The following is a 20,989-nucleotide window of genomic DNA, read 5'->3' on the forward strand; positions in this document are numbered from 1 at the left end:
TTCAAACAAACGAAATGATATGGTGCTTAGTATCAGAAAAATTGAAAGATGCGACGATGACGATACCCTTTCGGCGCCCGATCCCGCTGCTCGACAATGATGTTCTGAGAACCTTTGTCGCCATTGCGGAAACAGGCAATTTTTCGACTGCTGCCGAGGCCGTGTTCCGCACGCCGTCGGCGGTTTCCATGCAGATCAAGAAGCTCGAGGAGCAGCTGGGCGCGACGCTCTTCATGCGCGATGCGCGTTCGGTCACGCTGACGCAGCACGGCGAGCTGTTGCTGACCTATGCCCGCAACATTCTGGCGCTCTCCAACGAGGCGGTTTCCCGCTTCATCATGCCGGAACTCAGCGGCGTCGTGCGGCTGGGCGCGCCGGAAGATATCGGCGAGCGCCTGCTGCCAAGGATCCTGAAGAGCTTCGCGGAGAGCTATCCCGGCATCATGGTCGATGTGACGATCGACATGAGCCAAGGCCTCAAGAAGCGCATGGAAGAGCAAAGGCTGGATCTGGCGCTGATCAATTGCGCAACGCGGCCGTTTCCGACAGGCGGAGAGATCGTTTTCCGTGAACGCCTCGTCTGGGCGGGTGCGAAATGCGGAACAGCTCACAGGCGCGATCCTCTGCCGATCTCGATCTGGGAAGACGGCTGCATCTGGCGCCAGGAGGCGCTGGCGCAGCTGGAGCGCAACAAGCGGCCGTACCGCGTCGCCTATCTGAGCGGCCATACGATGGCGCAGCGTGCCGCTGTGCTTTCCGATCTTGCGATCGCGCCGCTGCCGCGCTCCTATATCGGCGAAGACATGGTCATTCTCGACGCGCAGGAAGGCCTGCCCGAACTCGGCTCGTTCGATATCCGGCTGCTGACGGCCTCGCAGCTCTCAGGGCCTATGGAGGCCGTGGCAGACAGCATCCGCTTCGCTTTCGCGGAAAAGGCAAAAGCTGTCGCTGCTTGATCCGGACGGCGATGAACCTTATTGGATTCGGCGCGTTGAATGGCCGGAGCGGCGGAGGTTGCTTCGGCCAGGCGACGTTTAGTTTCCAAAAGAGGATTTCCAAAATGACGATGACGGTCAAAATCGGCGCAGCGCTGATGCTGCTTCTGGCGCTTTCTTCGTGCGGCAATACCATCCGCGGTTTCGGCCGCGATACGGCAAATGCCGTCAACGCGACGCAGGACGCCGGCCGTTCGGTCAACCGCGCCGCAACCCGCTAAAACTTTCAGATCGCTGCGGCAGGGTAGGCGCGTTCGAGGCCGCCCGATCGGTTAAGGCCAGTGCGGAAGGCAAGATAGGCCGGATGCTGGCTCGACTTGGCCGCCTCCATCAACTGAATCTGAAGCCGCGCCGGCGCGGCTTCGCCGATCCACAGTCCGGTACTTTCAAGTTTTAGCGAATTGAGAAAAGGAGCTGCCGCCGCCAGATCCAGATACCGATGCAAACCGTCGATCAGGCTGTCGTCCTGCGCCGTATTTTCCATGAGCAGCGAAAGATAGGATTTGTCCGCTTCGGAAGCGCCCGCAAACTTGCTGGCAACGGTCTCGCGATCGGGAAAGGAAGCGGCTGGCGTCATCGGTCATCCATTACATGCTGCCATGCTCACGGCAGCCTTCGATTAGAAAGTGAGCCGTCAGACTAGGCGGCATAGCCTTCGCGAGGCTGGAATTGCAGTCTCACAGAGCCGCTTTCACCTTTTCTGCAACGTCGGCAGGCACCCATCGTGTCCAGAAGTCGGCGTAATTGCGCAGAAAATAGAGCGCGGCGTCCTCATTGTTTGCCCGGTTTTCGTCCTGCCATGCCAGAACGTCGTTTATGGTGTTGTTGTCCCAAGAGCGGGCGCGCAGATAGCCGAGCACTGGACCGGCACGGTCGGCAAACGCCTTGGTGACGACGGTGAAGGCCTGGGAGACAGGATAGGCGTTGAGCTGCGGACGGGCACAGCCTTCGACCGAAGTGCAGGCAAGCCATTCCGCCTTGTCGTGGCTGACGCCCATACTGAGCAGCGTCATGTCATATTTGCCGAGGATCGCCGTTGGCGCCCAGTAATAGCCGAGCCAGCCGATCTTGGCGTCGAAGGCGTTGGCGATTGAATCGTCCAGATCCTTCGGACTTCCGCTGTCAATCAGCTCGAAGCCTGCACTATCGCCTTTCAAGGCCTTGAAGATATTGGCGGTCGAAATCCTGCAGCTCCAGCCGGACGGGCAATTGTGGATGGCGCCCTTGGAGGCGCTTTTCGGCGAGGGGAAGAGGTCCGGCCGCTTCAGAGCATCCTGCACGGAACGGATATCGGGATTTGCATCGGCGATGAATTTCGGGATCCACCAGCCTTCGATTGCGCCGTCTGCCAAAATCTCGGAGGCTTGAACCAGCCGACCGCTTGTTGCCGCCGCCTCGAGTTGAGTCCGGACGGACGCGGTCCAGAGTTCGGGCGCGATGTCGGGTTCGCCCTTCTGATCCATCGAAGCAAAGGTCGGCACGGTATCGCCGGCAACGGTCGTGACATTGCAGCCGTAGCCGTTTTCGAGAATGAACTTGTCGAAATTGGCGGCAATCGCGGCGGATGCCCAATTCATCTCCGCGATCGAGACGTTACCGCAGTCCGCCTGCGCGGCGCGGCCGCCGGCGAAGAGACATACGGCAAAAGTAAGCGAAGCCAGGATGATCTTCATTCGCTCGTTCCCCAGTTTTTATGTCTGATGTGCAGCCTTTGGATGCAATACTACCCGCCCAATCCGTCCGTTCAATGAATGCAAATGCAGCAGTCGGCCGCCGTAATCTCACGTGCCATGCGTTTTTTCGCATCGCGACTGCCGGTCTGAAACATTGCTATTATTTTCCAGCCTACGCCTTTGACGCGGTAATTGAAATCCGCCGGTGGTCGAATATTTTCGAGCTAAATAGCTGTTTTGAATGCACTAATATTCTCACCGACCCACCAACCAAAGCCTGCGTCGAGCCACAGGCGGGATGTCCCCAGTGAACTGCGTGCGGATCGAAAATCGGCGAAAACTCAAAAAAAGCCGAAATTCGCCTCGCATAATTTTCTGCAATAACACTCCGGTAAGAATGTCACGCTATCAGTTGAACCACGGCGAGGGACAACCGCCGTTTCTCCGGATCAGGTATTGCGTCCCGGAGAATACGAGTTTCGCCGTGTATTGGCGAATACGCCAGAGTTTTCGGCAAACCGCGCGCGCCCGCCAGCCCGCGCGGTTTTCGCATTTCAGGCAGGCGATTGACCGCGGATCACGCCGCGTTGTAGGCCTCGTACATGACCAAGGCGATCATGTTGCAGGGAACCGGCTCGGATGTCGGCAAGACGGTGCTCGTCGCCGGGCTCTGCCGGCTTGCGGCCAACCGCGGCCTCAACGCAAAGCCGTTCAAGCCGCAGAACATGTCGAACAATGCGGCCGTCGCGGACGACGGCGGCGGGGAGATCGGCCGGGCGCAGTGGCTGCAGTCGCTCGCGGCACGAACCCCATCTTCGGTTCACATGAATCCGGTTCTCCTGAAACCGCAATCCGAAAACGGCAGCCAGATCATAGTGCAGGGCAGGGTCTTCGGGCAGGCGAAGGCCCGCGACTACCAGAGGCTCAAGCCGCAGTTGCTGGAGCATGTGCTGCAGAGCTTCGCGATCGTGTCCGAGGGCGCCGACCTTGTGATCGTCGAGGGTGCGGGATCGCCGGCCGAAATCAACCTCCGTCCCGGCGACATTGCCAATATGGGCTTTGCCACCCGTGCCAAGGTGCCCGTCGTGCTCGTCGGCGACATCGACCGCGGCGGCGTGATCGCCTCCCTCGCCGGCACGCATGCGATCCTTTCGGATGGCGACCGGGCGATGATTTCCGGCTATGTCATCAACAAGTTCCGCGGCGATGTTTCGCTCTTCGATGACGGCATTGCCGCGATCAGTCGCTTCACCGGCTGGCCGTGTTTCGGGGTCGTGCCCTGGCTGAAGGCGGCTTGCCGTTTGCCGGCAGAGGATTCCGTCGTGCTGGAGCGCCTTGCCAAGGGAGCATCCGGCGCATTGAAGATCGCCGTGCCGGTTTTGCCGCGCATCGCCAATTTCGACGATCTCGATCCTCTTCGTGCCGAGCCGGATATCGAACTCGTCTTCGTGAAACCGGGCGACCGGCTGCCGGGAGATGCCGCACTCGTGATCCTGCCCGGATCGAAATCTACGATTGCCGACCTTGCCGACCTGCGCGCTGCCGGCTGGGACCGCGATCTGGATGCCCACGTCCGGCGCGGCGGCCGCGTCATCGGCATCTGCGGCGGCTATCAGATGCTAGGGCGCATGGTTCGCGATCCGCTCGGCATCGAGGGGGCGAGCGCCGAGACGCCGGGTCTCGGACTGCTCGATGTCGAGACCGAAATGGCGCCGGAAAAGACCGTGCGCAACAGCCTGGCGGTCTCGGCCGAATATGACGTTCCGCTTGCCGGCTACCAGATCCACCTGGGTGTGACGGCCGGGCCGGACTGCGCCAGCCCATCAGCGGTGATCGACGGCGTGGCGGATGGCGCGGTTTCCGCCGACCGGCGGATCATGGGCACCTATCTCCACGGCCTCTTCGGCAGCGACGCCTATCGCAGCAAGCTTCTCGAAAGTTTCGGCCTTTCCGGTGACAGGCGGAACTACAGACAAAGCGTCGACGAGGCATTGGATGAGGTCGCCTCCGAACTCGAAACCCATCTCGACAAGGGCTGGTTGACCGCGTTGCTCGGCTAGGGTGGCTGGCTTACGCCGCCCTCCCGCGATCACTCCGGGCGAACATTCAGCCATCCGATTTTTCGCAGGATGACCTCCGCGAGTTCCGTCGGTGTCTTGCCGTCTGTCGGCACAACGAACACGCCATTGGCGTCTTGGTTTGCCATGCGCCTCGCTTGTCGAAGTGAACGCTGTGCCTGCTCATCCGCGCCAGAACCGATCTCACGCTGTACCAGCCGCGCCATCAGCGTCGGTTCAGACGCTATCAAGCGGATCACCGTGATCGTCGCGTCCGGGATGGCCGCAAGAATCCATCGTCGGTCGAATTCAAGATGCACCATAACGCCTGACATGATCAGGCGGGTGTGCCCCAAAGCCCGATATGTCGACCAAATCGCAGCCAGATTGAGGCTGCTGACATCCGTCGTTCCCGAGCGAATTCTCGCGAGATCCTCGGCACTCGGGCGCGGGAACACTCTATCAAGTTCATCTGTCTCGATGACGGTGTGAGCGACGTTCGCCGTGGCGAGTTGCAAGCTCATCTCCCAGCACAGCGTGGACTTGCCAACGCCGGCCGGTCCCGTAATCAATGTGATCTCCATGCCGTTTCCATTGTCCTTCCAATCTTCAACCGACTGCAATTTGCTGGAGCTTGAACCGCGTTGGAAGTGGCAAGCGTCATTTCGCTCTGCGCGATCACATCTTATTAGCAACGATACTGGCCGCCGGCGGTCTGGGTCCCTGCAATCTAGGTTGGTAAGACTAGTTCGACATCACTAGATTTCGCCCGAAACTTCGCGGCGCCTGCGATCGAGCTCTTCGCTGTAGCGGCGAAGCGTATAGCTTTCGCTGAGCTGGCCGACCACGCGGCGCTCGATCAGATTGTTGAGCACGGCGAGCGCTTCGCTCTCCGTCTTGTCGAAGATCGCCGCCGCCTGCTTTGCGTTCATCTGCGGCTGCAGGAAATCGTTCCGGTAGCGGATGAAATCCTTCAGACCCTTGCCCTCGTCGTCAGTATCGACCGGGCTCGCGTAGATTTCCGGAACGTGCACGATGCCGGCATATTTGTCGGCGTCGTCGACCAGGATGACGCGCTGCCGCGAACCGATCGGGAAGGCCTTCTTGAATTCGTCGATCGTGATATTGGCCTTTGCCGTCTTCACGTCCGAGCGCATCAGTTTGTCGACCGTCAGATTGCGGATCCAGCCGACATCATGGGCGCTGCGGATGCTCTCGCCGCGAAGATGAAAGCGCCAGGTGGCGAAGGAGTAACCGAAGGTGCTCCGCACGACGAGCGACGAGGTGATGACGGCCGCCAGCACCAGCGCGGTGATCGGAAAGTCGCCGGTTATCTCGAGCGCCAGGAAGGTCATCGTCAGCGGCCCGCCGATGACGGCAACGGCGAGCGAACTCATACCGACCACGGCATAGATCACCGGCGTCAGCGTCGCGTGCGCGAAATAGGGTGCCGAATAGGCGAAAAGCTTGCCGAGCAGCGCTCCCATGAAGAGTGAGGCGAAGAAGAGGCCGCCCCTGAAGCCGGAACCGATCGAGACGGCCGAAGCGAAAGATTTCAGCAGGAAGAGGCCGATCAGGACCGTGACGGCGACATCGCGGTCGAGATTGAGATGCAAGGCGCCATGGCCCGCCGAAAGCACCTGAGGCGTAATCATCGCCAGAAGGCCGACGACGATGCCGCCGAGTGCCGGACGAAGCGGCGTCGGAACCGAACTTTTACGCGCCAGTTCCTCGATGAAGGCTACGCCCTGCATGATCAGGATACCGACGCCGGCGCAGAAGGCGCCAAGCAGCAGGGCAGGGATATAATCGGCCGGAACCACCGTGCCGAATTCACCGACGTCGATCATGAAGTCGCTTCCCGCCAGCAGGCGCGCGACGAGCGTCGAGACGAGCGCAGAAACGACGACCGGCGTCAGCGAAACGATCGTGTACGTTCCGATGATGAGTTCGAAAGCGTAGAAGGCGCCGGTCAGCGGCGCGTTGAAGGCGGCGGCGATCGCACCGGCTGCGCCGCAGCCGACAAGGACTCGCAGATCGGCGCGGCGAAGCTGCAGCTTCAGTCCGAGCTTGGAGGCGATGCCTGCCGCGAGCTGGACGTAGCCGGCCTCAAGGCCAACAGAGGCGCCGAAGCCGTTCGAAACCAGATTCTGGACAGCGACGATGATGCTGTCCGTCAGCGACAGTCGGCCGCCATGCAAAGCATTTGCTTCGATCGGGTCGACCATGGGCTTCTTGCGGGTTCGCGCGAGAATAAAAAACACAAGGCCGAGAAGAATCCCACCGCAGACTGGCGCGATCAGAAGCAGGAATTTGTCGTTTATCTGCGACCCACTCAGCCTCTCGATCTCGCTGATGCCGAAGATCAGGCGGTGCAGCTCGCGAGAGAGCAGGCTCATGCCGGTGACCGCAAGGCCCGACGTCACGCCGACGGCGATCCCGGCAAAGACCATGCCCATTTCGCTGCGGCGGGCAAGCGCGCGAATCCGCCCTGAATCAAGCAGGCGATAGAGCTGGTGGAGGCGCGGGAAATTCAATTTCGTGAGCATATGCAAAGAACTAGGTAACGGCCAACACCTTCAAGGGCGATTAGGGCACCTGCTCCCGAAATATGGCGAAAGGCCGGCGCGAACAGCACCGCGAACTTGAACCTGTTCTCCGCTGGTTCCGTTTGGCGTGCGTGATTGACTTCGACAGGCGGCTTGCCTAACGATGAACAATCTTACGGATGGTTCCGGAACGGCAGATGCCGTGCCGGATGAAAAGGGAATGTGAAGGGACGGACCCAAGCCGGGCGTCTTCATCACAGCCGACCCCGCGACTGTAGAGCGGTCAGGGTCTTCCATCCGGCGTTCGGGCCAATTCACGGCTGTTTCGCATGTCGCGGAGCGGGTGAAGCGGCAAGGCGCCGGAAAAGCCACTGGAAATGCATCGTGATCAGCCGGGGCAGGACGCCTCTATTTCTACGAATCGTCCGCCTTTTCACGAAGACGCAGCCGGGAAGGCGAGGAAGACCCGCTGGCACGACAGGGCGACCGCAATGGCCGCCCTGTCGTGCCAATACCCGCGAGCCAGGAGACCTGCCATGCGTGCCGGGCGAAGAGCCCATTCTGGGGCATTGTTCCCCGCTGCCAGCACGGAGGTTGTCATGGCTGAACGATGGAATTTTATGCCGTATTTTGCGGCTTCTTTGCGGGACACCGCACTTTCGACTTCCCTCATTCCTGTCCTCGGACTTGTCCCGGGAACCAGCACAGAAATCCAGTGCGCCCAAGTCCTTGGGAGCAGAAGATTCCCAAAAACGAAAAAGGTCATTCACGGCGGAGACGCGCCGTGGCTGGATTCCTGTGACAAGCACAGGAATGAGGGACGGAGAGGTGGTGTGGTGCTATCCCTTCCGGGGTTTGCATCCTGATGACCTCTCCTTCCCCCGGCACTGCCTTCGTCCTCGGCGGCGCGCGTTCCGGCAAATCCCGTTTCGCCGAGCGGCTGATCGCCGATAGCGACCTTGAGCGCCACTACGTCGCGACCGGCCGGGCGTGGGACGAAGAGATGCGTGCGCGCATCGAGCAGCATAAGGCCGATCGCGGTCCGCTCTGGACGACACACGAGGAGCCGCTGGATCTCCTCTCCCGTCTCTCCGCGATCGACCGCGAGGGTCGGGCGATCCTCGTCGATTGCCTGACGCTCTGGGTCACCAATTTGATGATGGAAGAGCGCGACATGGCGGCGGAATTCGCTGCCCTTGCGTCGTTTTTGCCAAAGGCCAAGGCGCGGCTCGTCATCGTTTCCAATGAAGTCGGCCTCGGCATCGTGCCGGAAAGCCGGATGGCGCGGGATTTCCGCGATCATGCCGGACGGCTGCACCAGATGATCGCGGCGGAAGCCGCGGACGTGTATTTCATCGCGGCCGGTCTGCCGCTGAAAATGAAGGGTTGAACCTATGAACCAGCAGAAGATCCCCGCAACGGTCATCACCGGCTTCCTTGGCGCCGGCAAGACGACGATGATCCGCAATCTGCTTTCCAATACCGGCGGCAAGAAGATCGCGCTGATCATCAACGAATTCGGCGATCTCGGCGTCGACGGCGACGTATTGAAGGGTTGCGGCGCGGAAAACTGCACCGAGGACGACATCATCGAGCTTACCAATGGCTGCATCTGCTGCACCGTTGCCGATGATTTCATCCCGACGATGACGAAGCTTTTGGAGCGCGCGCAGCGCCCGGACCACATCATCATCGAAACCTCCGGCCTTGCCCTGCCGCAGCCACTCGTTGCCGCCTTCAACTGGCCGGATATCCGCAGCGAGGTGACGGTCGATGGGGTCATCACCGTCGTCGACAGCGCGGCCGTCGCCGCCGGCCGTTTCGCCGATGACCACGATGCGGTGGATGCGCGCCGTGCCGACGACGCGTCGCTCGATCATGAAAGCCCGATAGAAGAACTCTTCGAGGATCAATTGACCTGCGCCGACCTCATCGTGCTCAACAAGACCGACCTCCTTGACGGCGAGGGGCTCGGCCGCGTGCGCCGCGAAGTAACCTCCCGCATTGCCCGCAAGCCGGCGATGATCGAGGCGAGAAACGGCGAGGTTCCCGCAAGCGTGCTGCTCGGCCTCGGAATCGGCACGGAAGGGGACATCGTCAACCGCAAATCCCATCACGAGCTGGAGCATGAGGACGGCACGCCGCACGACCATGACGAGTTCGACAGCTTCGTCGTCGAACTCGGTCCGATCACCGATCCGGCAGGCTTCGCCGAGAAGCTGAAAGGCGTGATTGCCAAGCACGACGTCCTGCGCCTGAAGGGCTTTGCCGATGTCGCGGGCAAGCCGATGCGTTTGCAGGTCCAGGCGGTCGGCAGTCGCATCGACCAGTATTTCGACCGCGCCTGGGCGCCAGGCGAAGCACGCGGCACGCGCCTTGTAGTGATCGGTCTGCATGAGATGGATCAGGGCACGGTCCGCAATGCCATCCAGGCACTCGTCTAAGGCTCGGCCATGCATCTGCTTCTTGCCCAGAAAGGAACGATCAGCGATGGCGAGGAGGCGATCGACCTCGGCCAATCGCCGGGCGATATCCTGTTCTTGTCCGCAGCGGACACGGAGCTTTCGGCGATCGCCGCGGCTCACGCACAAGGCGGCAGGCCTTTTTCGCTCCGGCTCGCCAGCCTTATGAGCCTCAAGCACCCGATGTCCGTCGATGCCTATATCGAGCGGACTGCGCGGCATGCCAAGCTGATCATCGTCCGGGCGCTTGGGGGCGCGAGCTATTTCCACTACGCGCTGGAGGCGCTGCACACCTGCGCTGCGCGGCATGACGCGCTGATCGCGGTGCTGCCCGGGGATTCCAAGCCGGATGCGGGATTGGCGCCTTTTTCGAATGTGCCGCTCGATGATCTGAATGCGCTCTGGTCCTATCTGGTCGAAGGCGGCGACGGGAATTCGCGGGGCTTTCTCGATTATGCCGCGGCGATGCTTGCCGGTGACGGGAAGCCGGGCGCGGCAGCGCCGTTGATGAAGGCCGGCATCTGGTGGCCGGGCAGAGGTGTGATTGGGATTGAGGAGTGGAAGGCCGCCGCAGCCTCCATCTTCTCTCCAGCGGGGAGAAGATGCCCTTCAGGGCAAATGAGGGGCGTGAGCGACGCAAGGAGCGAACAGGGCCGCGAAGGTGATGCTGGCGATTGCCGTGCTTCCCCTTCATCCGACCCTTCGGGCCACCTTCTCCCCCTTGGGGGGAAGGGAAGTTCCGGCGAACTCCCGACCGTCGCCATCAGCTTCTACCGCGCCCTCGTCCAGAGCGGTGAAACGGCCCCCATCGAAGCGCTCATCGAAGCGCTGGCGGCGGAAGGCCTGCGTCCTCTGCCCGTCTTCGCCTATAGCCTCAAGGACCCGGTATCGACCGGCATTCTCGAACGCATCTTAACAGAAGCGCCGCCTGACGTGGTGATCAACACGACCGGCTTTGCCGTCTCCGCGCCCGGCGCCGATCGCGCGGCAACGGTCCTAGAATCCAACGGCGCCGTCGTTCTCCAGGCGATTTTCTCCGCTTCGTCCAAGGAAGCATGGGCCTTGTCGTCCCAAGGTCTTTCCGCCCGCGATCTCGGCATGAACGTTGCGCTGCCCGAGGTCGATGGCCGCGTGCTGGCGCGCGCCGTTTCGTTCAAATCCGCCGCCCGTTACGACGCGGCCGTTGAAGCCAATATCGTCGCCAGCGAGCCGGATGCCGATCGTATGCGTTACACGGCGAAACTCGCCGCCAACTGGGCGTGTCTGCGAAGCAGGCAAGTTGCGGACCGCCGCATCGCGTTGGTGCTTGCGAATTATCCGAACCGCGACGGGCGCCTCGGCAACGGCGTCGGTCTCGATACGCCGGCCAGCACCATCGAGGTGCTGGAGGCGATGCGGGATGCGGGTTACACGGTTTCCTATTTCCCGGCCGATGGCGATGCGCTGATGCGGCACCTCGCCGACGGGCCGACCAACTCCGGACGCGATGGAAGGGTGATCCGCGAGACGCTTTCATTGAGCGGATACAAATTGTTCCTCGCGTCTCTTCCGAAAAAGGTTCAGGACGAAGTTACCGCCCGCTGGGGCGATCCGGCATCCGATCCGTATTTCACGGATGGCGGTTTCGCCCTGCCTTTCACGCGTTTCGGTAATGTCCTCATCGGCATTCAGCCTGCACGCGGCTACAACATCGACCCGAAGGAAAGCTACCATTCGCCGGACCTCGTGCCGCCGCATGGCTATCTTGCCTTTTATGCCTTTCTCCGTGAGGAGTTCGGCGCTGATGCCGTGATCCATATGGGCAAGCACGGCAATCTGGAATGGTTGCCGGGAAAGGCGCTGGCGCTGTCTGCGGAATGCTATCCCGAGGCAATCCTCGGCCCGCTCCCGCATCTCTATCCCTTCATCGTCAACGATCCGGGCGAGGGCACACAGGCCAAGCGCCGCGCGAGCGCCGTCATTATCGACCACCTGACGCCGCCGCTGACGCGGGCCGAAAGCTACGGTCCTCTCAAGGACCTGGAAGCGCTGGTCGACGAATATTACGAAGCCTCCGGCAGCGATCCGCGACGAATCCGGCTGCTCAGCAAGCAGATCCTCGATCTCGTCGCCGACATCGGCCTCGACCAGGATGCCGGGATCGCTAAGGGCGAGACCGAGGATGAGGCGCTGAAGAAGCTCGACGCCTATCTCTGCGACCTCAAGGAAATGCAGATCCGCGACGGCCTGCACATCTTCGGCGTCGCGCCGGAAGGCCGGTTGCTGATTGATCTCACGGTGGCACTGGCGCGCGTCCCGCGTGGTTTGGGCGAGGGCGGAGATCAGAGTTTGCAGCGGGCGATTGCGGCGGATGCGTTTGCAGCGGAGGGGGATAAGCCCCACGCTCCACATTTCGATCCACTAGACTGCGATATGTCGGCGCCCTGGCTCGGTCCGCGGCCATCGCAGTTGGCAGAGACTTCCAACACCCCCTGGCGCACCAGCGGCGACACTGTCGAGCGCATCGAACTGCTTGCCGCAAAGCTGGTTTCCGGCGAACTTCCATGCCCGCTGGACTGGGCCGCCACGCGCGCGGTGCTCTCCGAGATCGAAAACCGCCTGAAGCCCTCGATCCTAGCTTGCGGCAAGGCCGAAATCGCGGGCTTTCTGCGCGGTCTCGACGGCCGGTTCGTCGCGCCAGGCCCCTCCGGCGCGCCGACGCGCGGCCGGCCAGATGTGCTGCCGACGGGACGGAACTTTTATTCGGTCGACAGCCGCGCCGTCCCCACGCCTGCGGCCTACGAACTCGGCAAGAAATCGGCCGAATTGCTCGTTCGCCGCTACGCTCAGGATCACGGCGAATGGCCGGTCTCCTTCGGTCTGACGGCCTGGGGAACCTCGAATATGCGCACCGGCGGAGACGATATCGCCCAGGCGCTGGCGCTGATCGGCGTCAAGCCGCTCTGGGACATGACCTCGCGGCGCGTCACCGGCTACGAGATCATTCCGCCGGCGCTGCTGCGGCGCCCACGGGTCGACGTGACGCTGCGCGTCTCCGGCTTCTTCCGCGATGCCTTTCCGGAACAGATCGCCTTGTTCGACCGGGCAATCCGCGCCGTCGGCGCGCTGGATGAAGATGCCGCCGACAACCCGATTGCCGCTCGCATGCGCGGCGAGGCTGCGCGGCTCGCCGCAGCCGGGCTCGACGAGGCATCCGCGCAGAAGCGCGCCGGGTACCGCATCTTCGGCTCCAAACCCGGCGCCTATGGCGCGGGCCTGCAGGCGCTGATCGACGAAAAGGGCTGGGAGCGTCGCGCCGACCTGGCGGAAGCCTATCTCGTCTGGGGCAGCTACGCCTATGGCGCGGCAGACGAAGGCAAGGCCGAACGCGGTGTCTTCGAGGAGCGCCTGCGCTCCATCCAGGCCGTGGTGCAGAATCAGGACAACCGCGAGCACGACCTGCTCGACAGCGACGACTACTACCAGTTCGAAGGCGGCATGGCGGCGGCCGCAGAGCAATTGGGTGGGACGCGTCCCGCGATCTACCACAACGATCACTCGCGGCCGGAAAAGCCGGTGATCCGCTCGCTGGAAGAGGAGATCGGCCGCGTCGTGCGCGGGCGTGCCGTCAATCCGAAGTGGATCGATGGCGTTATGCGCCATGGCTACAAGGGCGCCTTCGAGATCGTCGCGACCGTCGATTACCTCTTTGCCTTCGCGGCAACGACGGGGGTCGTCGGAGACCATCATTTCGAAGCCGTCTACCAGGCCTTCGTCGCCGATCCGAAAGTCCGCGATTTCATGGCGGAAAAGAACCCGGCGGCTTTAAGGGAAATGAAGGAGCGGCTGCTCGAAGCGATCGAGCGCAGGCTCTGGACGCCGCGCAGCAATTCGGCGCGCTTCGATCTCGCGCCGTCACGTCACGCAGAAACGGTATAAACCAGGGAAGAACAATGAGCGAAGAACCAGTGGAACCCGGCCAGAAGGACGATGCACGTCACGCCGAAAAGATGGCTAGAAAGAAGGCCGCGCGCGACAAGATCATGGCGACGAAGACGGACGAGAAGGGTCTGATCATCGTCCACACTGGAAAGGGCAAGGGCAAATCGTCCGCGGCCTTCGGCATGATCTTCCGCCATATCGCCCACCGCAAGCCGTCGGCCGTCGTGCAGTTCATCAAGGGCGCGATGTGGACCGGCGAGCGCGACCTGATCGAGAAGCATTTCTCCGACGTCTGCCAGTTCCACACAATGGGCGAGGGCTTCACCTGGGAAACACAGGACCGCGCCCGCGATATGGCCGCCGCCGCTGCTGCCTGGGAAAAGGCGAAGGAGTTGATCCGCGACGAGCGCAACTCCATGGTGCTGCTCGATGAGATCAACATCGCGCTCCGCTACGACTATCTCGACGTGAACGAGGTCATCGCATTTCTCAAGGCCGAAAAACCCCACATGACGCACGTCGTGCTGACCGGCCGGAACGCCAAGGACGAGTTGATCGAGATCGCCGACCTTGTCACGGAGATGGAACTGATCAAGCATCCGTTCCGCTCCGGCATCAAGGGACAGCCCGGCGTGGAGTTCTGACGGCGGGTCAATGACCCGGCAGGTAATCGACGGTCATAGCCAGGCTCCACAGGCGAAGGGGGTTCGTCGGATCGGACAGGAGCTTGATCGTGAACGCAATGCAGACCGTCACAAGCAGCGGCTTGATGAGCCTGGCGCCGGTGCGCATCGCAAGCCGTGAGCCAACCTGGGCGCCGAGGAACTGGCAGACACCCATCATGAGCCCGATCGTCCAGAGCGTTGCGCCGAAGGAGGCGAAGACGATGAGTGCGCCGATGTTCGAGCCGAGGTTCAGAAGCTTGGTATGCGCCGTTGCCTTCAGCATGCCGAAGCCTGCAAGCGTCACGAAGGACAGCATGAAGAAGGAGCCCGTGCCGGGGCCGAAAACGCCGTCGTAGAAGCCGATCAGCGGCACGAAGGTCATGCCGAAGACGAAGGGGGTGATACGGCGGTGCTTATCGAGGTCGTTGAGGTTCGGCTTGAAGGCGAAATAGAGCGCGATCGCGATAAGCAGCACCGGCATGATGGCGCGCAGGACATCGCCGGGCACGATCGTCGCAAAAGCCGCGCCGAGCGCTCCGCCCATCGCCGCCATCATGGCCATCGGCAGTTGTTTGCGAAGGTTCACATGGCCTTTCCGCGCATAGGCGATGGTGGCGGATGCTGCTCCGAAAACGGATTGCACCTTATTCGTGCCGAGTGCCTGGAGCGGTGGAATCCCGGCGATCAGCATCGCCGGGACGGTGATGAGCCCGCCGCCGCCCGCGATGGCATCAACGAAGCCGGCGAAGAAGCCAGCGAGGCAAAGGAGAAGAAGCAGATGGGGAGCGATATCGGACAAGGCGAACTCGAAGGCGCGATTGAAGTCCGCGCCATGTTGCATTTCCGGTCTCCGGCTGCAATGGCTGGCAGGATACGCATGCAGTCTTTCAAAACGGGCTAATGACCGAAATCACGTTCGATATTTCACGCCGCCACGTCCTCGGCCTCGGTTGCGAGCGCGGCACGCCGGCCGATGAGGTCATGGCGCTTGCGGCCGAGGCGTTGCGGCTGGCCGGTCTGGCGCCCGGTGAACTCGCCGCCATCGCGTCGATCGACGGCCGGGCCGGGGAACCTGCTATTCTTGAAGCCGCCAGACACCTCAGCTTGCCGATGCTGTTTTTCAGCGCCGCACGCCTTGAGGAGGAGACGCCACGCCTTAAGAATCCATCCGATATTGTCTTTGCCCGCATCGGCTGCCACGGCGTTGCTGAATCCGCTGCGCTTGCTGCTGCCGGCCAGGTGGCGGAGCTCGCGGTGCCCAAGATCAAATCCGCGCATGCAACCGCGGCGATCGCCCGCATGCGGTTGCAGAAAGAATAACGGGCGTTATGGTGCCCCATTTCGCTAGTCGTCCCTTGGACGGCAGCGGACAGCATAAAAAGGAAATCTCATGCACAAGGTCATTTATGACACGGACCCGGGCGTCGATGACGCCATGGCGCTCCTTTTCCTGCATCGTCATCCGGACATCGATCTGATCGGCATCACGACCATCTTCGGCAATGCCTCGATCAAAGCGACGACGCGCAACGCGCTGTTTCTGAAGCGCGAATGGAATATCCCGGCACCTGTTGCCAAGGGTGCTAGTATCACGATCGATCCTTCGCGCGAGGAAATTGGCTGGCCAACTTTGGTTCACGGCGACAACGGTCTCGGCAATATCGAAGTACCGGAAACGGTGGATCTGCCGCTTGATCCGCGCCCGGCCTACCGATTCATCATCGACACGGTGCGCGCCAATCCGGGGGAAGTGACGCTCGTTGCCGTCGGCCGCATGACGAACCTTGCGCTGGCGCTCAAGGACGATCCGGAAATCGCCAAGCTCGTGAAAGCCGTCGTCATCATGGGCGGCAATTTCTATGTGGCGGGCAATGTCTCCCCGGTCGCGGAAGCCAATATTCACGGCGATCCCGAAGCTGCCGATATCGTCTTGACCGCGCCGTGGGAGGTGACCGTCGTCGGCCTCGACGTGACCTCGATCACGACCATGAGCCGGAGCTATCTCGCCGCTGCCGCTGCAAAGGGCGACAAGGCCGTGAAGATGCTGAACGACCTCTCGCAGTTCTACATCGATTTCTACACGCATGCGGTTGATGACGGCATGATGGTGCATGACAGCTGCGCCTGCGTCTATGTCGTGGCGCCGGAACTCTTCACGACCATCACCGGCTCCGTTCGGGTCGTCTGCGGCGGCATTGCCGACGGTCAGACGATCGTCAAGCCGGATGGCCGCCGTTTCCCGCCGGGAAAGTGGGACGGCCTGCCGAGCCAGATCGTCTGCACCGGCGTCGAATCGGAAAAGGTCAACGACCTCATTCGTGAGACGCTGCTGCGCGTCTGAGGAAATACGGACCGGCCGACGGCTTCTGCCGGTCCGTTCTTGCCGAGTCTAATCAATGGGATGGCTAAGAATTGAGTAGGATTCCATCCGGCAACCTGCAGTCGCGAGTTGTCCTCGCCGTTGACCTTGCCTGCAGCCGGGCATAGATCACCTGAATGATCGAAAACGCGTTCTCACATCTGCCGGCGCTGGAGCCGGGCAGCGTCTGGCTCGTCGGCGCCGGGCCGGGCGATCCTGGCCTCCTGACGCTGCTTGCCGCCAAGGCGATGGCGGAAGCCGATGTGATCGTCCACGATGCGCTGGTGGACGAGGAATGTCTGAAGCTCGCGCGGGATGACACCGTTCTCGAATATGCCGGCAAACGGGGCGGCAAGCCTTCCGCGAAGCAGCGGGACATCTCGCTTCGCCTGGTCGAACTCGCGCGCTCCGGCAAGCGCGTTCTCAGGCTGAAGGGCGGCGATCCCTTCGTTTTCGGCCGCGGTGGCGAAGAGGCACTGACGCTGGTCGAGCACAACATCCCGTTCCGGATCGTGCCGGGAATCACGGCCGGCATCGGCGGGCTTGCTTATGCGGGTATTCCGGTCACTCATCGCGACATCAACCATGCGGTCACGTTCCTCACCGGCCATGATTCTTCCGGCATCGTGCCGGATGCGATCAACTGGGAGGCGATCGGCCGCGGTTCGCCGGTGATCGTCATCTATATGGCGATGAAACATATCGCCCAGATCAGCACCAACCTGATCGCTGCGGGCCGCAAGGCGTCGGAGCCGGTCGCCTTCGTCTGCAATGCGGCAACCAGCGGACAGCAGGTTCTGGAAACGACGCTTGGCGAGGCACCGGCGGCCATCATAGCCTCGGGCCTTGAGCCGCCTGCGATTGTCGTCGTCGGCGAGGTCGTGAGACTGCGCGCGTCGCTCGATTGGTTGGGCGCGCTCGCAGGCCGCAGGCTTGAGCCCGATCCGTTTCGCCGCACGGAAGGAAAGGTGACGGCATGAGCGGATTGCTGATCGCTGCGCCGTCCTCCGGCTCCGGCAAGACTACGATCACACTCGGCCTGCTTCGGGCGCTTCGCAACCGTGGCGTCGCGATCGCTCCCGGAAAGGCGGGCCCGGATTATATCGACCCTGCCTTTCACGCCGCCGCCAGCGGCACGCCCTGCCTGAATTTCGATGCCTGGGCCATGCGGCCCGAGCTGATTTCCGCCAATGCCGCGCTGCACCGGTCGGGCGATCGCATTCTCGTCATCGAGGCGATGATGGGCCTCTTCGACGGTGCCGCCGATGGCAAGGGGACAGCGGCCGATCTCGCCGCCATGCTCCGTCTATCCGTCGTGCTCGTCGTCGACGCCTCGCGCATGTCGCATTCGGTCGCGCCGCTCGTCAGCGGCTTTGCGGGTTTCCGCGCCGATGTGCGGATCGCGGGCGTCATTCTCAACAAGGTGGGCAGCGAGCGACACGAGACGATGCTGCGCCAGGCCCTCGATGCCATCCGCATGCCGGTCATCGCGGTCATCCGCAGCGACAAGACGCTGGCGCTTCCCGAGCGGCATCTCGGCCTCGTCCAGGCTGGCGAGCATCAGGGGCTGGAAGCCTTTATCGAGCACGCCGCCAAGGCAGTCTCGGCCGAATGCAATTTCGAATTTCTTCTGCGCATCGCGCGGCAAGGCCTCAACGTCCCCTCGGCGGCGAACATCCATCGGCTGGCCCCGCTCGGAAGCCGGATTGCCGTTGCCCGCGACATCGCCTTCGCCTTTTCCTACGAACATATGCTGCTCGGCTGGCGGCGGCGCGGGGCAACGATCTCCTTCTTCTCGCCGCTGGCCGACGAAGCACCCGCCGCCGATGCCGACGCGATCTACCTGCCGGGCGGCTATCCGGAACTGCATGCCGGAGAGATCGCAGGCGCGCAGAATTTCCGCCGGGGGATGATCGAGGCTGCGGGACGCGGCACGCGCATTTACGGCGAGTGCGGCGGCTACATGGTCCTTGGCGAAGGATTGATCGATGCCGGCGGCGCACGGCACGACATGCTCGGCCTTCTGCCGCTCGTCACCAGCTATGAAGAGCGCAGCCGGCATCTCGGCTATCGTCGCGTTCAGCCCGTCGACGGGGCACTTTTCGATCATGCCATGACGGCCCATGAGTATCATTACTCCACTGTTGTTCGGGAAGGTGAGGCCGACCGGCTTTTCTATGTGAGTGACGCGCTGGACATCGATCTCGGCAAGGCCGGCCTTCGCCGCGGCCAAATCGCTGGCTCCTACATGCATCTGATCGACCTTGCCGGAGCGACTGCATGAGCGCTCCGATCATGCATGGCGGCGGGATCACGGCCGCTGCCGCTGCCTTCGGCGGAAGGCCGGAGGATTGGCTTGATCTTTCGACCGGCATCAATCCAAGCCCGGCCGCGCTGCCGGACATCCCGGCGGAATCCTGGCATCGCCTGCCGGATGAGCATCTGGTGCAATCCGCCGTTGCCGCTGCCCGCGACTATTACCGCAGCGGCGACCTCCTGCCGCTGCCTGTTCCCGGCACGCAGTCCGTCATCCAGCTTCTGCCGCGGCTGGTCGAGCCCGGCAGGCGCGTCGCGATTCTCTCGCCGACCTATGGCGAATACGAAAAGGCGTTCCGGTCGGCGGGCTTTGTCGTTGATGCGGTCAATGGGATCGGCGCTGTCGATGACCGGCATGCGCTTGCCGTCGTCGTCAGTCCGAACAATCCCGACGGCCGAAGCCATCGGCCGGACGAACTGGCCGCTCTGCATGAACGGCTCAAAGGGCAGGGCGGTTATCTCATCGTCGACGAAGCCTTCGGCGATGCCGAGCCGAATTTGAGTCTCGTGCCGCTGGCATCCCGGCTTTCAAATCTCATCATCTTCCGTTCGTTCGGAAAATTCTTCGGGTTCGCAGGTCTACGGCTCGGCTTCGTTGTAGCGGCAAGCGATATCCGCGAGCGTTTCGAGGATTGGCTTGGTCCCTGGGCCGTGTCCGGCCCGGCGCTGTCGATTGCCGCGTCCTTGCTGCGGTCGGATAGCACTCCCATCATCCGCCGAATCGCCGAGCGCCAGGATGCCTTGCGGGACGCGCTAAAAAGTGCCGGTTTGAAAATAGCTGGCGGTACGCCGCTCTTCGCGCTTGTCGAAGACAGCCGCGCCGGCGGCATTCATCTGCATCTCTGCCGCCACCATATTCTTGTCCGCAAGTTCGACTATGCGCCGGAATGGCTGCGTTTCGGCCTCGCGCCCGATTCTGCTGCAGACAACAGGCTTGCGGCCGCTTTGGAAAGTTTTGACGGATGACGATCGACGAAAATCTCCTCGTGCTTTTGCTGGCGCTCCTTTTGGACCGGATCGTCGGCGACCCGGATTGGCTGTGGTCGCGGCTGCCGCATCCCGTAGTCATTTTTGGAAAGGCGATTTCGCATTTCGACCGGCAGTTCAACCGCGAGACGCTGACGAAGGCCGAGCGGCGGCTGAACGGCACGGTGTCGATCACTGTCCTGCTCGCATTCAGCGCCGTCGCCGGACTCGTGCTGCACTGGTTCTTCGGCCTGTTCGGCTTTGTCGGCATTCTGCTCGAGGTTGTCTGCGTCGCGGTCTTCCTGGCGCAGAAGAGCCTAACGGATCATGTCTCCGCGGTAGCAGAAGGCTTGCGCGGCGAGGGTATAGTCGGCGGACGCAGGGCCGTCTCCCGCATTGTCGGCCGCGATCCGGAAACACTGGACGAGCCAGGGGTCTGCCGCGCGGCGATCGAAAGCCTCGCCGAGAATTTCTCCGACGGCGTCGTTGCGCCGGCGCTCTGGTATGCCGTCCTCGGCCTGCCCGGCCTGTTCATCTACAAGATGCTGAATACCGCGGACTCGATGATCGGCCATAAGTCGGACAAGTATGTCGATTTCGGCTGGGCTTCTGCCCGCCTAGATGACTTGGCGAACTGGCCCGCGGCGCGTCTTACCATCCTGCTGATTGCCGCGGGCGCCTGGCTTCGGCGTGGTGCAAACGCCAGCCGTGAGGCCTTGCGGGTTGCGATCCGCGACGGCGGTCTGCATCGCTCGCCGAATTCCGGCCGGCCCGAGGCGGCGATGGCCGGTGCGCTCGATGTTCAACTGGCGGGCCCGCGCGTCTATTCCGGTATCGTCGTCAGCGAACCGATGATCAATGGCGCAGGCCGCGGCACCGCGACCGTCAAGGATGTCGAGGACGGCGTTGCGGTCTTCAATGCGAGCTGCATGATACTGGCGATCACGGTGTTTCTGGCATTCGCTGTTCTGCTCTGACGGCGGTTCCGCAAGGCCGCTTCGACTACCTGTTTGTGGAGCCGGCGGA

Annotated in this window: 18 protein-coding genes and 1 riboswitch; of the genes, 13 read left to right on the forward strand and 5 right to left on the reverse strand. The window is 62.3% G+C overall.

From position 1 onward, the window contains the following. Positions 1-14: 14 nt before the first annotated feature. Together N2599_RS06625 and N2599_RS06630 are read left to right on the forward strand one after the other, a co-directional pair. Positions 15-956 (forward strand): LysR family transcriptional regulator, encoded by a 942-nt coding sequence (locus tag N2599_RS06625; RefSeq protein ID WP_027514034.1) that lies wholly within the window; start codon positions 15-17, stop codon positions 954-956. A 104-nt stretch (positions 957-1,060) separates the two neighbouring features. Next, positions 1,061-1,216 carry an entericidin domain-containing protein gene (locus tag N2599_RS06630; RefSeq protein WP_027514033.1) on the forward strand — a complete coding sequence of 52 codons (156 nt, stop codon included), beginning with the start codon at positions 1,061-1,063 and terminating at the stop codon, positions 1,214-1,216. A gap of 5 nt (positions 1,217-1,221) precedes the next feature. Here the strand turns inward: N2599_RS06630 and N2599_RS06635 are convergent, their stop codons facing one another. Continuing rightward, positions 1,222-1,572 carry a hypothetical protein gene (locus N2599_RS06635; RefSeq protein WP_027514032.1) on the reverse strand — a complete coding sequence of 117 codons (351 nt, stop codon included), beginning with the start codon at positions 1,570-1,572 and terminating at the stop codon, positions 1,222-1,224. A 100-nt stretch (positions 1,573-1,672) separates the two neighbouring features. Continuing rightward, positions 1,673-2,668 (reverse strand): glycine betaine ABC transporter substrate-binding protein, encoded by a 996-nt coding sequence (locus N2599_RS06640; protein ID WP_027514031.1) that lies wholly within the window; start codon positions 2,666-2,668, stop codon positions 1,673-1,675. Positions 2,669-3,270: 602 nt separating this feature from the next. Between N2599_RS06640 and N2599_RS06645 the strand changes: the two genes are divergently transcribed. Beyond that, entirely contained in the window at positions 3,271-4,728 is a 1,458-nt protein-coding gene (locus tag N2599_RS06645) for a cobyric acid synthase (protein WP_027514030.1), read from the forward strand. 29 nt (positions 4,729-4,757) lie between these two features. On the opposite strand, the gene N2599_RS06650 is transcribed toward N2599_RS06645, so the two are convergent. Continuing rightward, positions 4,758-5,309 carry an AAA family ATPase gene (locus N2599_RS06650; protein WP_027514029.1) on the reverse strand — a complete coding sequence of 184 codons (552 nt, stop codon included), beginning with the start codon at positions 5,307-5,309 and terminating at the stop codon, positions 4,758-4,760. 174 nt (positions 5,310-5,483) lie between these two features. Further along, positions 5,484-7,274 (reverse strand): chloride channel protein, encoded by a 1,791-nt coding sequence (locus N2599_RS06655; protein WP_100771833.1) that lies wholly within the window; start codon positions 7,272-7,274, stop codon positions 5,484-5,486. A gap of 163 nt (positions 7,275-7,437) precedes the next feature. After that, a riboswitch (cobalamin riboswitch) is annotated at positions 7,438-7,827 on the forward strand. Positions 7,828-8,139: 312 nt separating this feature from the next. Between N2599_RS06655 and cobU the strand changes: the two genes are divergently transcribed. The 4 genes from cobU to cobO are packed head-to-tail and all read left to right on the forward strand — an operon-like array spanning position 8,140 to position 14,301. Beyond that, a complete protein-coding gene (cobU, locus tag N2599_RS06660) occupies positions 8,140-8,664 on the forward strand; it encodes a bifunctional adenosylcobinamide kinase/adenosylcobinamide-phosphate guanylyltransferase (RefSeq protein WP_027513291.1) in 525 nt (174 codons plus the stop codon). Between the two features lie 4 nt (positions 8,665-8,668). Further along, positions 8,669-9,718, forward strand: coding sequence for a cobalamin biosynthesis protein CobW (cobW, locus tag N2599_RS06665; RefSeq protein ID WP_027513290.1), 1,050 nt, complete (start codon positions 8,669-8,671; stop codon positions 9,716-9,718). 9 nt (positions 9,719-9,727) lie between these two features. Continuing rightward, positions 9,728-13,654, forward strand: a complete 3,927-nt coding sequence (gene cobN, locus N2599_RS06670; RefSeq protein WP_027513289.1) for a cobaltochelatase subunit CobN — start codon at positions 9,728-9,730, stop codon at positions 13,652-13,654. A 14-nt stretch (positions 13,655-13,668) separates the two neighbouring features. Next, positions 13,669-14,301 (forward strand): cob(I)yrinic acid a,c-diamide adenosyltransferase, encoded by a 633-nt coding sequence (gene cobO, locus N2599_RS06675; protein WP_027513288.1) that lies wholly within the window; start codon positions 13,669-13,671, stop codon positions 14,299-14,301. A gap of 7 nt (positions 14,302-14,308) precedes the next feature. On the opposite strand, the gene N2599_RS06680 is transcribed toward cobO, so the two are convergent. Beyond that, positions 14,309-15,121 (reverse strand): TSUP family transporter, encoded by an 813-nt coding sequence (locus tag N2599_RS06680; protein ID WP_027513287.1) that lies wholly within the window; start codon positions 15,119-15,121, stop codon positions 14,309-14,311. Positions 15,122-15,222: 101 nt separating this feature from the next. Here N2599_RS06680 and N2599_RS06685 point away from each other — a divergent pair, with 101 nt between their 5' ends. The 6 genes from N2599_RS06685 to cbiB all read left to right on the forward strand — a co-directional run bounded on the left by N2599_RS06685 (position 15,223) and on the right by cbiB (position 20,940). Beyond that, positions 15,223-15,642: a cobalamin biosynthesis protein gene (locus N2599_RS06685; RefSeq protein ID WP_027513286.1), complete on the forward strand. Its 420-nt coding sequence runs from the start codon at positions 15,223-15,225 to the stop codon at positions 15,640-15,642. A 70-nt stretch (positions 15,643-15,712) separates the two neighbouring features. Then, a complete protein-coding gene (locus N2599_RS06690; protein WP_027513285.1) occupies positions 15,713-16,663 on the forward strand; it encodes a nucleoside hydrolase in 951 nt (316 codons plus the stop codon). A gap of 155 nt (positions 16,664-16,818) precedes the next feature. Further along, the gene (gene cobA / locus N2599_RS06695) at positions 16,819-17,661 is read left to right on the forward strand and encodes a uroporphyrinogen-III C-methyltransferase (protein WP_027513284.1); all 843 of its coding nucleotides are present in this window, start codon (positions 16,819-16,821) and stop codon (positions 17,659-17,661) included. Continuing rightward, complete coding sequence (locus N2599_RS06700; RefSeq protein ID WP_027513283.1) at positions 17,658-18,965, forward strand: cobyrinic acid a,c-diamide synthase CobB; 1,308 nt, start codon at positions 17,658-17,660, stop codon at positions 18,963-18,965. The genes cobA and N2599_RS06700 overlap by 4 nt, the downstream gene beginning before the upstream one ends. After that, complete coding sequence (gene cobD, locus N2599_RS06705; RefSeq protein WP_027513282.1) at positions 18,962-19,963, forward strand: threonine-phosphate decarboxylase CobD; 1,002 nt, start codon at positions 18,962-18,964, stop codon at positions 19,961-19,963. Before N2599_RS06700 ends, cobD begins: the two co-directional genes overlap by 4 nt. Next, on the forward strand, positions 19,960-20,940 hold the full coding sequence (gene cbiB / locus N2599_RS06710; protein WP_027513281.1) for an adenosylcobinamide-phosphate synthase CbiB: 981 nt from the start codon (positions 19,960-19,962) through the stop codon (positions 20,938-20,940). Before cobD ends, cbiB begins: the two co-directional genes overlap by 4 nt. Positions 20,941-20,989 lie beyond the last annotated feature (49 nt).

Origin of the sequence: Rhizobium sullae, assembly GCF_025200715.1 — a bacterium.
In the GTDB taxonomy this organism is placed as follows: domain Bacteria; phylum Pseudomonadota; class Alphaproteobacteria; order Rhizobiales; family Rhizobiaceae; genus Rhizobium; species Rhizobium sullae.